Raw genomic sequence first — 13,320 nt, 5'->3', positions numbered from 1 at the left:
CTCGCTTTCCACGCCGAAGCAGTACTCGCGACCAGAGCAGGTCAAGTGTGCCGAATAATCAACGTTCCACCCATGAGCAACCACCGTCGAACGTTTGCCGACGTAGTGGCCTCTGAACCAAGCAAGCTTGGCTTAGAAGTGCTCCTTAGAAAGGAGGTGATCCAGCCGCACCTTCCGGTACGGCTACCTTGTTACGACTTCGTCCCAATCGCCGGTCCCACCTTCGACAGCTCCCTCCCACAAGGGGTTGGGCCACCGGCTTCGGGTGTTACCGACTTTCGTGACGTGACGGGCGGTGTGTACAAGGCCCGGGAACGTATTCACCGCAGCAATGCTGATCTGCGATTACTAGCAACTCCAACTTCATGGGGTCGAGTTGCAGACCCCAATCCGAACTGAGACCGACTTTTTGAGATTCGCTCCACCTTGCGGTATCGCAGCTCATTGTATCGGCCATTGTAGCACGTGTGCAGCCCAAGACATAAGGGGCATGATGACTTGACGTCGTCCCCACCTTCCTCCGAGTTGACCCCGGCGGTCTCCTGTGAGTCCCCATCACCCCGAAGGGCATGCTGGCAACACAGAACAAGGGTTGCGCTCGTTGCGGGACTTAACCCAACATCTCACGACACGAGCTGACGACAGCCATGCACCACCTGTACACCGACCACAAGGGGGCGCCCATCTCTGGACGTTTCCGGTGTATGTCAAGCCTTGGTAAGGTTCTTCGCGTTGCGTCGAATTAAGCCACATGCTCCGCTGCTTGTGCGGGCCCCCGTCAATTCCTTTGAGTTTTAGCCTTGCGGCCGTACTCCCCAGGCGGGGCACTTAATGCGTTAGCTGCGGCGCGGACAACGTGGAATGTTGCCCACACCTAGTGCCCACCGTTTACGGCGTGGACTACCAGGGTATCTAATCCTGTTCGCTCCCCACGCTTTCGCTCCTCAGCGTCAGTAATGGCCCAGAGATCCGCCTTCGCCACCGGTGTTCCTCCTGATATCTGCGCATTTCACCGCTACACCAGGAATTCCGATCTCCCCTACCACACTCTAGCTAGCCCGTATCGACTGCAGACTCGGGGTTAAGCCCCGAGCTTTCACAATCGACGTGACAAGCCGCCTACGAGCTCTTTACGCCCAATAATTCCGGACAACGCTTGCGCCCTACGTATTACCGCGGCTGCTGGCACGTAGTTAGCCGGCGCTTCTTCTGCAGGTACCGTCACTTTCGCTTCTTCCCTGCTGAAAGAGGTTTACAACCCGAAGGCCGTCATCCCTCACGCGGCGTCGCTGCATCAGGCTTTCGCCCATTGTGCAATATTCCCCACTGCTGCCTCCCGTAGGAGTCTGGGCCGTGTCTCAGTCCCAGTGTGGCCGGTCGCCCTCTCAGGCCGGCTACCCGTCGTCGCCTTGGTGAGCCATTACCTCACCAACAAGCTGATAGGCCGCGGGCTCATCCTTCACCGCCGGAGCTTTTAACCCACCCCCAGGAGGAGGAGAGTGTTATCCGGTATTAGACCTCGTTTCCAAGGCTTGTCCCAGAGTGAAGGGCAGATTGCCCACGTGTTACTCACCCGTTCGCCACTAATCCACCCCGAAGGGCTTCATCGTTCGACTTGCATGTGTTAAGCACGCCGCCAGCGTTCGTCCTGAGCCAGGATCAAACTCTCCGTGAATGTTTCCCCGTAATCGGGGTGACACCACGAGAGCGGAACAGTCGGAGGAATAATCCGACCGTTCACAGCGTCCTCGCTGTGTGCCTTCCGAAGAAGGACTTTTCAAAGGAACCTCGTCCCAGCGGATGCTGGAGACGGGGTATCAACATATCTGGCGTTGATTTTTGGCACGCTGTTGAGTTCTCAAGGAACGGACGCTTCCTTTGTACTCACCCTCTCGGGCTTTCCTCCAGGCGCTTCCCTTCGGTATTTCGTGTTTCCAACCCTACCAGATCCGTTTTCCGTTCCGTTTCCGGTTCGGAATTCATTTCCGGTGGCCGTTGGAGGGTCTTTGCCTTTCGGCGGGACCGACTTTATCAGAAGTTTGGGGCCGGTCTGACCGGCTTGAGATTCTGATTAATCGGAGGGCTTCTCGAAGAATTGAATTTCGTGAAGCGCGGTAGATAATAACGGTTGCGATCGAACCTGTCGAGTTCGGGGCAACTGTTCGAATCTACCTCCCCGGTCTGGCCGTGTCAACGGTCTTTCCGGGGCGAAGAGGAGACTAGCAGGTCAGCGACGGCGAACGCACATCAGGCAGCCGTCGGCAGAAGCGCGCTGCGTTCGTCCGTGGCTACGTCTCCCGTTTCGCCCTCCCGGGCCGCCCTGCCACCGAGGACGTAGACGTACGCCAGGAAGGCGAGTTCTGCCGCGATGCCGATGGCGATGCGGGCCCAGGTGGGGAGGCCGGAGGGGGTGACGAAGCCTTCGATGGCGCCGGAGATGAAGAGGACCAGGGCCAGGCCGATGGCCATGCCCAGCGCGGCGCGCGCCTCTTCGGCTAGGGCGGTTCTCCGCGTGCGCGGACCTGGGTCGATCACTGTCCAGCCCAGGCGCAGGCCGGTGCCGGCGGCCACGAAGACCGCGGTCAGTTCGAGCAGGCCGTGCGGAAGGATCAGTCCGAGGAAGGTGTCGAGGCGGCCGACGGACGACATCAGGCCGATGCCCACACCTACGTTGAGCATGTTCTGGAAGAGGATCCACAGGACTGGCAGTCCCAAGAAGATGCCGAGGACCAGGCACATGGCGGCGGCCTGGGCGTTGTTCGTCCAGACCTGGGCGGCGAACGACGCCGCCGGGTGGCTGGAGTAGTACGTCTCGTACTGGCCTCCGGGGCGGGTCATCTCGCGCAGTTCGGAGGGGGCCGCGATGGAGGCCTGGACGTCGGGGTGGGTGCCAATCCACCAGCCGATGAGGGCGGCCACGGCAGTCGATATCAGTGCGGTGGGGACCCACCAGTGACGTGCTCTGTAGACCGCCGCGGGGAATCCGTGGGTCAGGAAGCGCGTCACGTCGCGCCAGGAGGCGCGGCGGGTGCCCGTCACGGCACTACGCGCGCGTGCCACGAGTTGAGTGAGGCGGCCGATGATTCGGGGGTCCGGTGCGCTCGACTGGATGAGCGAGAGGTGGGTGGCGGTGCGCTGGTAGAGGGTCACCAGTTCGTCCGCTTCCGCGCCGGTGAGCCGGCGTCGGCGGCGCAGCAGAGCGTCCAGGCGGTCCCACTCGGCTCGGTGGGCGGACACGAAGACGTCGAGGTCCATCCGGTCTGCTGCTCCTCGCTTTCCGGCACCTGTTCGGCGCGATGTGCCTTCAGCTTGGCAGACTGGCGGTTCCTGGGGCAGCTCGTTGAAGGGTGGGTGGCCGGCGTGAGTGAGCTGGTGACGGGTGAGGCGGTGGCGCTGGAGCTGCGGCCGGCGAAGTTGCCGAGTCGGGCGCTTGCCGTGCTCATCGATCTGGCGGTGGCGTTCGCCGTCTACATCGTGGTGACGATGGTGTTCGCGGCGACGACCTCGTCGCTCGACGATGCCGCGGTCGCGGCTGTCGCGGTGGCGAGCTTCCTGTTGGTGCTGGTGGGGATCCCGATCGCGGTGGAGACGTTGAGCCACGGCAGGTCGTTGGGGAAGCTCGCGTGCGGGCTGCGCGTCGTGCGGGACGACGGCGGGCCGATCCGGTTCCGGCACGCGCTGGTGCGAGGAGCCGTCGGGGTCGTGGAGATCCTCATGACGTTCGGGGTCGTGGCGTGCATCGCGTCCCTGGTGTCGGCACGGGGGCGCCGGGTCGGGGACGTCTTCGCGGGGACCCTCGTCGTACGGGAGAGGGTGCCGGCCGGGCAGATGGCGTTCGTGCCGCCTCCTCCGCCGTGGCTGGTGGGGCGGTTCGCGGAGCTGGATCTGTCGGCCGTGCCGGAACCGCTGTGGCTCGCGGTGCGGCAGTACCTGACGCGGATGGGGCAGTTGGACCCGCAGGTCGGGTGGGGCATGGCCGAGCGGCTGGCGCACGAGCTCGCCGCGCACGCGGGGGCGCCGGTGCCGAGTGACATGCCGCCCGCCGCGTTCCTCGCCGCCGTGACGCACGAGCGGCAGTCGCGGGAGGCGCAACGGGCCTTCGCATCGAGTGCGCCGAACGGTGCGGGCGCTCACGGGGCTGCGCAGGCCGCGGGCCCCGTTCCGCCCGCCGCTGTTTACGTGCCTCCTGGTACTCCGGGCCCGGACTCTGCCCCCGGGCCGTACGGCGGGCAGCCCTCGGCGGCGCCCGCAGCCCCGGCCGACAACCCCACGCCCCAGTCCGGGAGTTCGGACGGACCGGCCACCGGGTTCGCGCCGCCGGCCTGAGTGCGCGGCGTCAGCGGAACGTCGACGGCGGGTTCTCCAGGTCCTCCAGCTCGATGCCGGGGGCCGCGAGGACCACGTCGCCAGCGATGTGGACCGCCTGCTGCTCCCCCGTGTCCAGGGCTGTGACCTGGTATTCGTCCACGGTCAGAGGTCCGTTGTCAGTGGCGTGTGCTTCGCTGTTCAGCAAGGTCCAGGACTGGTCCACGGTGCGGGGGGCGAGGACGGGGTCCGTCAGCGCGACGAGGCGGACGCGGGTCGCGGGGGAAGCGGGGGTGAGGCGGAGCAGACGGGCGGTGGCGATGAGGAACGCGGGGGACGTGCCCGTGAACGCGTGCGCGGGGGCGTTTCCTTCAGTGGCGTGAGTGCCGGTGGGGTCGGTGCGGACCCAGGTGACGCCGTCGATGGCGGCGCCTCGCACCTGCCAGCTCGAGGCATTCACTTCGACGCGGATGGGGCGGCCGAGTTCGTCGAGGGCGAGGTCGATCGAGCCGGCGTGCTCGCCGGAGGGGGTGGTTCGTTGCGCTACGTAGCGCCAGCCGGAGGGGCCGGGCGCGCACTGGAAGTGCTCTTCGCCGAGGGGGGTGTGATCGTGCAGATCGTGAAGCGAATAACGGCCGCGGGGCATGGCGTTCGTGGGGTCCTCTGTCTGGCCTGGTGACGGCCGCCGTCGGGTGCGGGCAGGCGGGCGTCGAAGGACGAGTCCACCGTAGCCAGCGGTGTGGGCCGGGCAAGGGACAGGCCCCCGACACGGGGGTGCGGGGGCCTGTCCTGCGAAGCGGTTCAGCCGACGGGCGGCTGGTGCGCGGTGCCGGGACGCCTGCTGAACAGGCGAGTGCTCAGCGGAGGCGTGCCCGGCGGGTGCGCGGGCTCAGTAGCGGTAGTGGTCCGGCTTGTACGGGCCCTCGACCTCGACACCGATGTACGCGGCCTGCTCCGGGCGCAGCGTCGTCAGCTTCACGCCGAGCGCGTCCAGGTGCAGACGGGCGACCTTCTCGTCGAGGTGCTTGGGCAGCACGTACACGTCGGTCGGGTACTCCGAGGGCTTGGTGAACAGCTCGATCTGGGCCAGCGTCTGGTCCGCGAACGAGTTGGACATCACGAACGACGGGTGACCCGTCGCGTTGCCCAGGTTCAGCAGACGCCCCTCGGACAGCACGATGATCACCTTGCCGTCCGGGAACGTCCACGTGTGGACCTGCGGCTTGACCTCGTCCTTGACGATGCCCTCGATCTTCGCCAGACCGGCCATGTCGATCTCGTTGTCGAAGTGACCGATGTTCCCGACGATCGCCTGGTGCTTCATCCTGGCCATGTCCGAGGCCATGATGATGTCCTTGTTGCCGGTCGTCGTGACGAAGATGTCGACCTGGTCGACGACCTCGTCCAGCGTCGTCACCTGGAAACCGTCCATCGCCGCCTGCAACGCGCAGATCGGGTCGACCTCGGTCACGATCACACGCGCGCCCTGACCGCGCAGCGACTCCGCACAGCCCTTGCCCACATCGCCGTACCCGCACACCAGCGCGGTCTTGCCGCCGATGAGAACGTCCGTGGCCCGGTTGATGCCGTCCACCAGCGAGTGCCGGCAGCCGTACTTGTTGTCGAACTTCGACTTCGTCACCGCGTCGTTCACGTTGATCGCGGGGAAGAGGAGGGAGCCGTCCCGGTGCATCTCGTACAACCGGTGCACACCCGTCGTCGTCTCCTCCGTCACGCCGCGGATCTCGGAGGCGAGCTGGGTCCACTTCTGCGAACCGTTGGAGATCGTGCGGTTCAGGAGCTGGAGGATGACGCGGTGCTCGTCGGACTCGGCGGTGTCGGGCGAGGGGACCTTGCCGTCCTTCTCGTACTCGACGCCCTTGTGGACGAGGAGGGTGGCGTCACCACCGTCGTCGAGGATCATGTTGGGGCCGCCGGTGGGCGTGTTCGGCCAGGTCAGGGCCTGCTCCGTGCACCACCAGTACTCCTCCAGCGTCTCGCCCTTCCAGGCGAAGACGGGGACGCCCTGGGGGTTGTCCGGCGTGCCGTTCGGACCGACGGCGATGGCCGCGGCGGCGTGGTCCTGCGTGGAGAAGATGTTGCAGGACGCCCAGCGGACGTCGGCGCCGAGCGCGACGAGGGTCTCGATGAGGACGGCCGTCTGGACCGTCATGTGGAGGGAGCCGGTGACGCGGGCGCCCGCGAGGGGCTGAGCGTCGGCGTACTCCTTGCGGATCGCCATGAGGCCGGGCATCTCGTGCTCGGCGAGGGTGATCTCCTTGCGGCCGAAGGCGGCGAGGGAGAGGTCGGCGACCTTGAAGTCCTGGTCCTGTCGGTTGGCGACAGAAGTCATAAGTGAGCTGCTCCTCGGTGCTGTTGCAGTCGGTCGAGGTGGGCTGACGCGCCTGCCCGCGGTACGGGCGCCGGCGCGCATGGCTGACCTGCGGCGTCCTGGGACAAGTGTCCCCTGAACGCTCGCGGCGCAGTCCGTCGGAGGCCCTCTCTCCCTCGGGTCGACCCGGCGTACGGGCCGCCCGACCGCCATCAGCAGCGACGTCTGGCTCATCACAAAGCTACACCGATCGGCCCAGTTGGACCCAGCCCGCCTCCTGATCCGGGCGTTCCCGTTCCGTCACGTGGGACACATGACCAGGGACCAGGGGATCCGGGACCTTTGCGGTGTCGGGGGTGTGCGTACGTGTTGCACCATGCTGTTACAGCCGCAAAGATTTGCGCGCTCTTGCACGGAAACGCTTGAAGGAGAGCCACGTGACCAGTCCGGCCGACCCCCACGCGGGCGGAGGGGCCGTCGAGCAGCGGAAGAAGTTGAAGCTGCTCGCGGTGACCGCATGTCCGACCGGCATCGCGCACACCTACATGGCGGCGGAGAAGCTGCAGCAGGCAGCGGATGCCGCCGGTATCGACATGAAGGTGGAGACGCAAGGGTCCATCGGGGCCGAGAACGTTCTCACCGACAACGATGTCAAAGCCGCCGACGGCATCATCATCGCCGCGGACAAGGACGTCGACCGAGCCCGGTTCGCCGGGAAGCGGGTGTTGTCGGTGGGGGTGTCCGAGGGCATCAGCCACCCCGAGCAGTTGATCGAGCGCGTGCAGAGCGCGCCCGTGCACGGTTCGGGGGACGGCGCGGCGCGGGAGGCCGCGGCGTCCGGTGGCAAGGAGCGCAGCGCGGCGTACAAGGCGCTGATGAACGGGGTCAGCTTCATGATCCCGTTCGTGGTGGTCGGTGGGCTGCTGATCGCCGTGTCGCTGGCGATCGGCGGGCATGCGACGCCGGACGGGATCCAGATCCCCAAGGACACGTTCTGGTTCAACGTCAACGCGCTCGGCACGCTCGGCTTCAAGCTGATGCTGCCGATCTTCTCCGGCTACATCGCCTTCGCGCTCGGTGACCGGCCCGCGCTCGTGCCGGGCATGATCGGCGGCTTCCTCGCCGCCGACGCCAGCATCTACGGCTCCGACGCGAACGCCGGTTTCCTCGGCGCCATCGTGACCGGTTTCCTCGCGGGCTATCTGGTGCTCGCGATCCGGAAGATCAAGGTTCCGAAGGCCATCCAGCCGATCATGCCGATCATCGTGGTGCCCATCGCGTCCACGCTGGCCGTCGGTCTCGCCTTCATCTACATCCTCGGCGGCCCGATCTCCTGGGTGTTCACGCACCTCACCGACTTCCTCGGCGGGATGACCGGGTCGAGCGCGGTGCTGCTCGGGGCGCTGATCGGTCTCATGATCGCGTTCGACATGGGCGGTCCGGTGAACAAGACGGCGTTCCTGTTCGCCGTCGGTCTGATCGGGACGAACAACGCGGTCATGGGTATGGCCGCCGCGGCGATCCCGGTGATGCCGCTCGGCCAGGGCCTGGCCACGATGATCCGTCGCAAGCTCTATACGCAGCAGGAGCAGGAGGCCGGTATCGCGGCGCTGTTCATGGGCTGTTTCGGCATCTCCGAAGGCGCGATCCCGTTCGCGGCGGCGCGTCCGGCGCAGGTCATTCCGGCGAACATGCTGGGTGGCGCGGTCGCCGGTGCGATCGCGGGGCTCGCCGGGGTCGAGGACTCCGTGCCGCACGGTGGGCCGATCGTCGCGGTGTTCGGCGCGATCAGCGGGCTCGCCTGGTTCTTCCTCGCGATCGTCGCGGGCACCGTGGTCACCGCGCTGACGACGAACGCGCTCGTCGGCCTGAGCAACCGCCGTTCCGCCGCCAAGCAGGCCGCGGCGGACTCGGCCGGGTCCGCCGGGCCCGCCGAGTCCACCGGGTCCGCGCAGCCCGCCGAGCCCGCCCTGGCCGGTGCGGTTCCGGCCGTCGCCGCCGAGAGCGCGCCCGCGGCGCACGCCACGGCGACGGTCGCCTCCACGTCCGCCACCGCGTCGCTCCAGGCGGCCGCGGCCGGCTCCACCGCGGCAGGTGCGGCCGAGGCCGATGCCTCGGTGGCCGATGCCCCCGAGGCCGATCAGCAGCCCGAGGTCCTCTCCGGCTACCTCACCGGCCGGACCGTCAAGGTGCGGCTGGACGCCCAGGACAAGGAGGCGGCGATCCGCGAGATGGCGGGGCTCGCCGCCCGCACCGGCAAGGTCGCCGACGAGGAGGAGCTCGTACGGACCGCGCTGCGCCGTGAGGAGCAGGGCACGACCGGGCTCGGCGAGGAGATCGCCATCCCGCACGCCAAGACGGACGCGGTGACCGCCCCGGTCGTCGGCTTCGCCCGGTCCGACGAGGGCATCGAGTGGGGTTCGCTCGACGGCACGAAGGCCAAGCTGGTGTTCATGATCTCGGTGCCGGAGGCGGCGGCGGGCGACGAGCACCTGCGGATCCTGGCGCTGCTGTCGCGCAAGCTCATGGACACGGACTTCCGGGCGCGGCTCCAGGCGGCGCCGGACGAGGCGGCGATCCTGCGGGTGCTGGCGGAGGTTCAGTAGGACGGAGCCGATACGTGGACGGGGCCGGCGAAAGCGTACTCGCCGGCCCCGTCCACGGAGAGGTCGCGTCCGGTCACGGCCATGGGGCGGGGCCGCGGATCGCCTCGGTCTCACGCCCCGGTACGCAGGTGGGGGCGCGCCGATGTTCTCGGCGCGCCCCCACTCGCGTACGAGAAGCGCTCAGTGCTCCGGCGTCGGCGTCGGGCCGCCGGGGCGGGCCTCCGGGTCGGAGCCCTTCGCGGCCTCGGTCTCGCTGTAGATGTCGGGCTCGAGGTAGATCACGCGGGCGATCGGGACGGCGGCGCGGATGCGGGCCTCGGCTTCGTTTATGGCGCGGGCGACCTCGGTGGCCGTGTCGTCGTGCTGCACGGAGATCTTCGCGGCGACGAGGAGCTCCTCGGGGCCGAGGTGGAGCGTGCGCATGTGGATCAGGCCGGTGACGGTCTCGCCGTCGACGACCGCCTTCTCGATCTTCGCGACCTCGTCGGCACCGGCGGCCTCGCCGAGCAGCAGCGACTTGGTCTCCAGGGCGAGGACGATCGCGATGGCGATCAGCAGGACACCGATGCAGAGCGTGCCGATGCCGTCCCAGACGGCGTCGCCGGTGGCGAGGGTGAGGCCGACGCCGCCGAGCGCGAGGATCAGACCGATGAGCGCGCCGAAGTCCTCCAGGAGGACGACGGGCAGCTCGGGCGCCTTGGCGCGCTTGATGAACTGGCCCCAAGTGAGCTTCCCGCGCAGCGCGTTGGACTCCTTGATGGCCGTACGGAAGGAGAAGCCCTCCGCGATGATCGCGAAGACGAGGACGCCGACCGGCCAGTACCAGTGCTCCAGGTCGTGCGGGTGGCTGATCTTCTCGTAGCCCTCGTAGACGGCGAACATGCCGCCGACCGAGAAGAGCACGATCGAGACCAGGAAGGCGTAGATGTAGCGCTCGCGGCCGTACCCGAAGGGGTGTTGCGGGGTGGCCTCGCGCTGCGCCTTCTTGCCGCCGAGCAGCAGCAGGAACTGGTTGCCGGAGTCGGCGAGCGAGTGGACCGACTCGGCGAGCATCGACGAGGAGCCACTGAAGAGGAACGCCACGAATTTCGCTACCGCGATCGCTAGGTTGGCGGCCAGCGCCGCAACGATCGCCTTGGCTCCGCCTGAAGCACTCATGTCGTTCCTGGTGTCCTTTCGAGGGTCTGCGTACGTCCCGTGCGCGGTGGGTCATTGTTGCAGCACGGGACGCCCCAGTTGCCTCTCAGGCCACCACCGTCGCGCGGAAGAGAGTGCCGGAACCGGACACATTGACCTTTTCGCCCGCCTGGACGAACGCCGACTCGCCCGGCGCGAGCGTCAGTTCACCGGCCCGGACGGTGCCCGCCGTGCAGAGCAGGATCTGCGGGGTCGGGGCCGTCAGGTCGTGGTCGGCGCCGCCCTCGGGCAGGACGAAGCGCGAGAGGCGGAACTCGTCGATGGGGGTGTCGTAGACCTCTTCGCCGTCCGGGGATGCCTCGGGGCGCAGCACGCCGGGGTCGGTGGCCTCGAAGCGGACGATGCGCAGCAGCTCGGGCACGTCGACGTGCTTGGGGGTGAGGCCGCAGCGCAGCACGTTGTCGGAGTTGGCCATGATCTCGACACCGAGGCCGTCGAGGTACGCGTGCGGGACGCCGGCGCCGAGGAAGAGGGCTTCGCCGGGCTGGAGTTGTACGTGGTTGAGCAGCATCGCCGCGATGACGCCCGGGTCGCCCGGGTAGTGGTGGGCGATGCCCGCGTACGGCTCGTAGACGCCGCCGAGGCGCTGGGCTGCGGCCGTGGCGTCGGTGACGGTGCGCTCCATCTCGGCCGGGTCCGCGCTGAGCACGGCGGTGAGGACCTCGCGCAGCGCCGCCTCCTCGGGGTGGGCGCGCAGCAGGTCGGCGTACGGCTTGAGGCTGTCGACGCCGAGGCCCTCGAGGAGCTTCGCCGCTTCCTCGGGGGCGCGGAAGCCGCACAGGCCGTCGAACGGCGTGAGGGCGCAGATCAGTTCGGGCTTGTGGTTGGCGTCCTTGTAGTTGCGGTCGGGCGCGATGATCGGTACGCCTTTCGCCTCCTCGGCTTCGTAACCCTCCTTGGCCTGTTGGAGGTTGGGGTGCACCTGGAGTGAGAGGGGCGCGCCCGCGGCGAGCAGCTTCAGGAGGAATGGGAGGCGGGGGCCGAACTTCTCGACCGCCTCGGCGCCCAGTTCGTCGGCCGGGTGTGCGTCGATGACCTCGTTCAGCGGGCCGCGCTCGGTGCGGGAGGGGGCGCCGGGGTGGGCGCCCATCCACATCTCGGCCTGGGGTTCACCAGTCGGCGCCGCGCCGATGAGCTGCGGGATGGCCGTGGTGGAGCCCCAGGCGTAGGGGCGGATGGTGTTGGTGAGGCGGTCCATGAGGAATTCTTTCGGTACGCGGGCGGTACGTGGGCTGTACGCGGTCGGGCGCGGTCGGGGCGCGGGCTTTACGCGGTCCGGGGCGGGGCGGTGCGGCCGGGTGCCGTCGTCCGGCCGGGGAAAGCGTCGGTCCGGGTCAGGCCCGGGAGGCGAGGCCCAGGTAAACGGCGGCGAAATCCGTGACGGCGATCAGTTCCGCGAGGGTCTCCAGGTCGCTGCCCTCCTCCGGTTCCAGTTCGCTGATCGCGGTGTCGTACGAGAGCGCGAGTTCGCGGGCGGCGGGGGCGGCGGTGAGGCCGCCGGTGGGGCGGTCGCGCAGCAGGACGACGCGGGCGCGCATCATCTGGACCTCCTCCACCCGGTCGCGGAAGAAGTCGTCGGGGTCGGCGCCCGCGGCCATGTCGCCGGCGAGGAGCGCGCCGTGGGCGGGCATCGCCTCCGGCAGGTCGGCGGCGAGCGCGGGGCGCCCGGCGAGTTCGGCGAGGGCGGCGGCGAAGCGGCGGCCCGCGGGGCCCGCGGCGGCGCCCTCGGTCCAGATCAGCGGCAGCGCCTCGGCGAGCTCGGCGGCGAGCGTCTTGGCCGGGTTGCTGTACGTGGCGATGGCGGGGCCGCAGCGCTCGGCGACCTGGTCGAGGCGGTCGGCGACCTTCTCCAGGGTCTCCGGCGGCGCGGTGAGCAGGCCCGTGCGGTCGAGGAGCGCGAGGAGGGGCGTGAGCAGCGCCCAGAGCGCGCCCGGCGCGGACGCGGCGGCGGGCTCGTCCTGCTCGTACGGGGCCGTGGCCATCGGTACGAACAGGCCGTGCGCCCTGGCGACGGACTCGGTGAGCGGGGCATCGGAGGGGCAGACGGCCACGGCGGTGACGCCGCGCCGGTAGGCCTGCTCGACGAGGAGCGAGAGGCTCGGTTCGGTGCCGTCCGGGGTGACGACCAGGAGGAGGTCGACCGAACCGGCCCAGCCCGGCAGCTCCCAGCGCAGGGCGCCGGAGGCGGGGGCCACGCCGGTGGAGCGGAGGCGGACGACCGGGCAGGACGCGCCCGCGAGGCGGCCGATGAGCTCGGCGACGCCGGCGGCGGCCGTGCCGGGGCCGGCGATCAGGACGGCGCGGGGGCGGCCGTCCGGCTTCAGCTCGGCGATGCCGGCCTCCGCGGCGTGCCGGGCCGCCGTGCGGACGCGGGCGCCGGCTTCCGCGGCGCCGCGGAGCAGGCCGCGGCGGTCGGCCCTGGCGAGCGCGTCCGGGTCGTCCAGGAGCGTTTCGTCGAACATGGCGTCGGGCCTCCTGCGGGCGGCGTCTCGGGGGTTATGCCGGGCGGCGGGCCTCGTCGACGAGGAGGACGGGGATGCCGTCGCGGACCGGGTAGGCCAGGCCGCACTCCTTGCCGGTGCAGATCAGCTCGGTGTCGGCCTCCTTGAGGGGGGCGTGGCAGGCCGGGCAGGCGAGGATCTCCAGGAGGCCGGCTTCGAGCGGCATGGTTCCCTCCGGGGGGCGTGGGGTTCGGGTGGGTGCGCCGGGGGGGCGGTCTCTTGGGCGACCGGGGTGTGGCGCTGGTCATTAGCGTACCGGCGGGTGGGCGGGGTGGGGCGGTGGGCCGTGCCTGTGCCTGTGCCGGGGGCGGGGGCGGGGCGGGTGGGCGTGGTTTCCCGGGCCCGGCCGGGGTTGACGACACGGGGCTCCGCCCCGGGC

General features: G+C 69.0%; 9 protein-coding genes and 1 rRNA gene. 2 read left to right on the top strand and 8 right to left on the bottom strand.

Translation table 11 applies throughout. The features are described 5' to 3' along the window. Positions 1 to 149: 149 nt before the first annotated feature. Together ACYBSK_RS03470 and ACYBSK_RS03465 are read right to left on the bottom strand one after the other, a co-directional pair. Positions 150 to 1,675, bottom strand: a 16S ribosomal RNA gene (locus ACYBSK_RS03470). A 572-nt stretch (positions 1,676 to 2,247) separates the two neighbouring features. After that, positions 2,248 to 3,255 carry a stage II sporulation protein M gene (locus ACYBSK_RS03465; protein ID WP_460245131.1) on the bottom strand — a complete coding sequence of 336 codons (1,008 nt, stop codon included), beginning with the start codon at positions 3,253 to 3,255 and terminating at the stop codon, positions 2,248 to 2,250. Between the two features lie 105 nt (positions 3,256 to 3,360). Here ACYBSK_RS03465 and ACYBSK_RS03460 point away from each other — a divergent pair, with 105 nt between their 5' ends. Continuing rightward, on the top strand, positions 3,361 to 4,326 hold the full coding sequence (locus ACYBSK_RS03460; RefSeq protein WP_460245130.1) for an RDD family protein: 966 nt from the start codon (positions 3,361 to 3,363) through the stop codon (positions 4,324 to 4,326). 10 nt (positions 4,327 to 4,336) lie between these two features. Here ACYBSK_RS03460 and ACYBSK_RS03455 read toward each other — a convergent pair whose 3' ends face one another. Both ACYBSK_RS03455 and ahcY read right to left on the bottom strand, forming a co-directional pair. Then, positions 4,337 to 4,951, bottom strand: a complete 615-nt coding sequence (locus tag ACYBSK_RS03455) for a hypothetical protein (RefSeq protein WP_460245129.1) — start codon at positions 4,949 to 4,951, stop codon at positions 4,337 to 4,339. Between the two features lie 243 nt (positions 4,952 to 5,194). After that, positions 5,195 to 6,658, bottom strand: a complete 1,464-nt coding sequence (gene ahcY, locus ACYBSK_RS03450; protein ID WP_457475333.1) for an adenosylhomocysteinase — start codon at positions 6,656 to 6,658, stop codon at positions 5,195 to 5,197. A 416-nt stretch (positions 6,659 to 7,074) separates the two neighbouring features. Here ahcY and ACYBSK_RS03445 point away from each other — a divergent pair, with 416 nt between their 5' ends. Beyond that, entirely contained in the window at positions 7,075 to 9,243 is a 2,169-nt protein-coding gene (locus ACYBSK_RS03445) for a fructose-specific PTS transporter subunit EIIC (RefSeq protein WP_460245128.1), read from the top strand. Between the two features lie 180 nt (positions 9,244 to 9,423). Here the strand turns inward: ACYBSK_RS03445 and ACYBSK_RS03440 are convergent, their stop codons facing one another. The 4 genes from ACYBSK_RS03440 to ACYBSK_RS03425 form a co-directional block, all read right to left on the bottom strand. After that, complete coding sequence (locus tag ACYBSK_RS03440; protein WP_457475331.1) at positions 9,424 to 10,401, bottom strand: cation diffusion facilitator family transporter; 978 nt, start codon at positions 10,399 to 10,401, stop codon at positions 9,424 to 9,426. Between the two features lie 85 nt (positions 10,402 to 10,486). Then, entirely contained in the window at positions 10,487 to 11,638 is a 1,152-nt protein-coding gene (manA, locus tag ACYBSK_RS03435; protein ID WP_460245127.1) for a mannose-6-phosphate isomerase, class I, read from the bottom strand. A gap of 136 nt (positions 11,639 to 11,774) precedes the next feature. Beyond that, complete coding sequence (locus ACYBSK_RS03430; RefSeq protein WP_457475329.1) at positions 11,775 to 12,902, bottom strand: SIS domain-containing protein; 1,128 nt, start codon at positions 12,900 to 12,902, stop codon at positions 11,775 to 11,777. A gap of 34 nt (positions 12,903 to 12,936) precedes the next feature. Then, positions 12,937 to 13,107, bottom strand: coding sequence for a Trm112 family protein (locus ACYBSK_RS03425; protein ID WP_457475328.1), 171 nt, complete (start codon positions 13,105 to 13,107; stop codon positions 12,937 to 12,939). Positions 13,108 to 13,320 lie beyond the last annotated feature (213 nt).

Source organism: Streptomyces sp. BYX5S (assembly GCF_054724165.1).
Note: the sequence above shows the minus strand (reverse complement) of the source record. Positions and strands in the feature narration are given on the sequence as shown.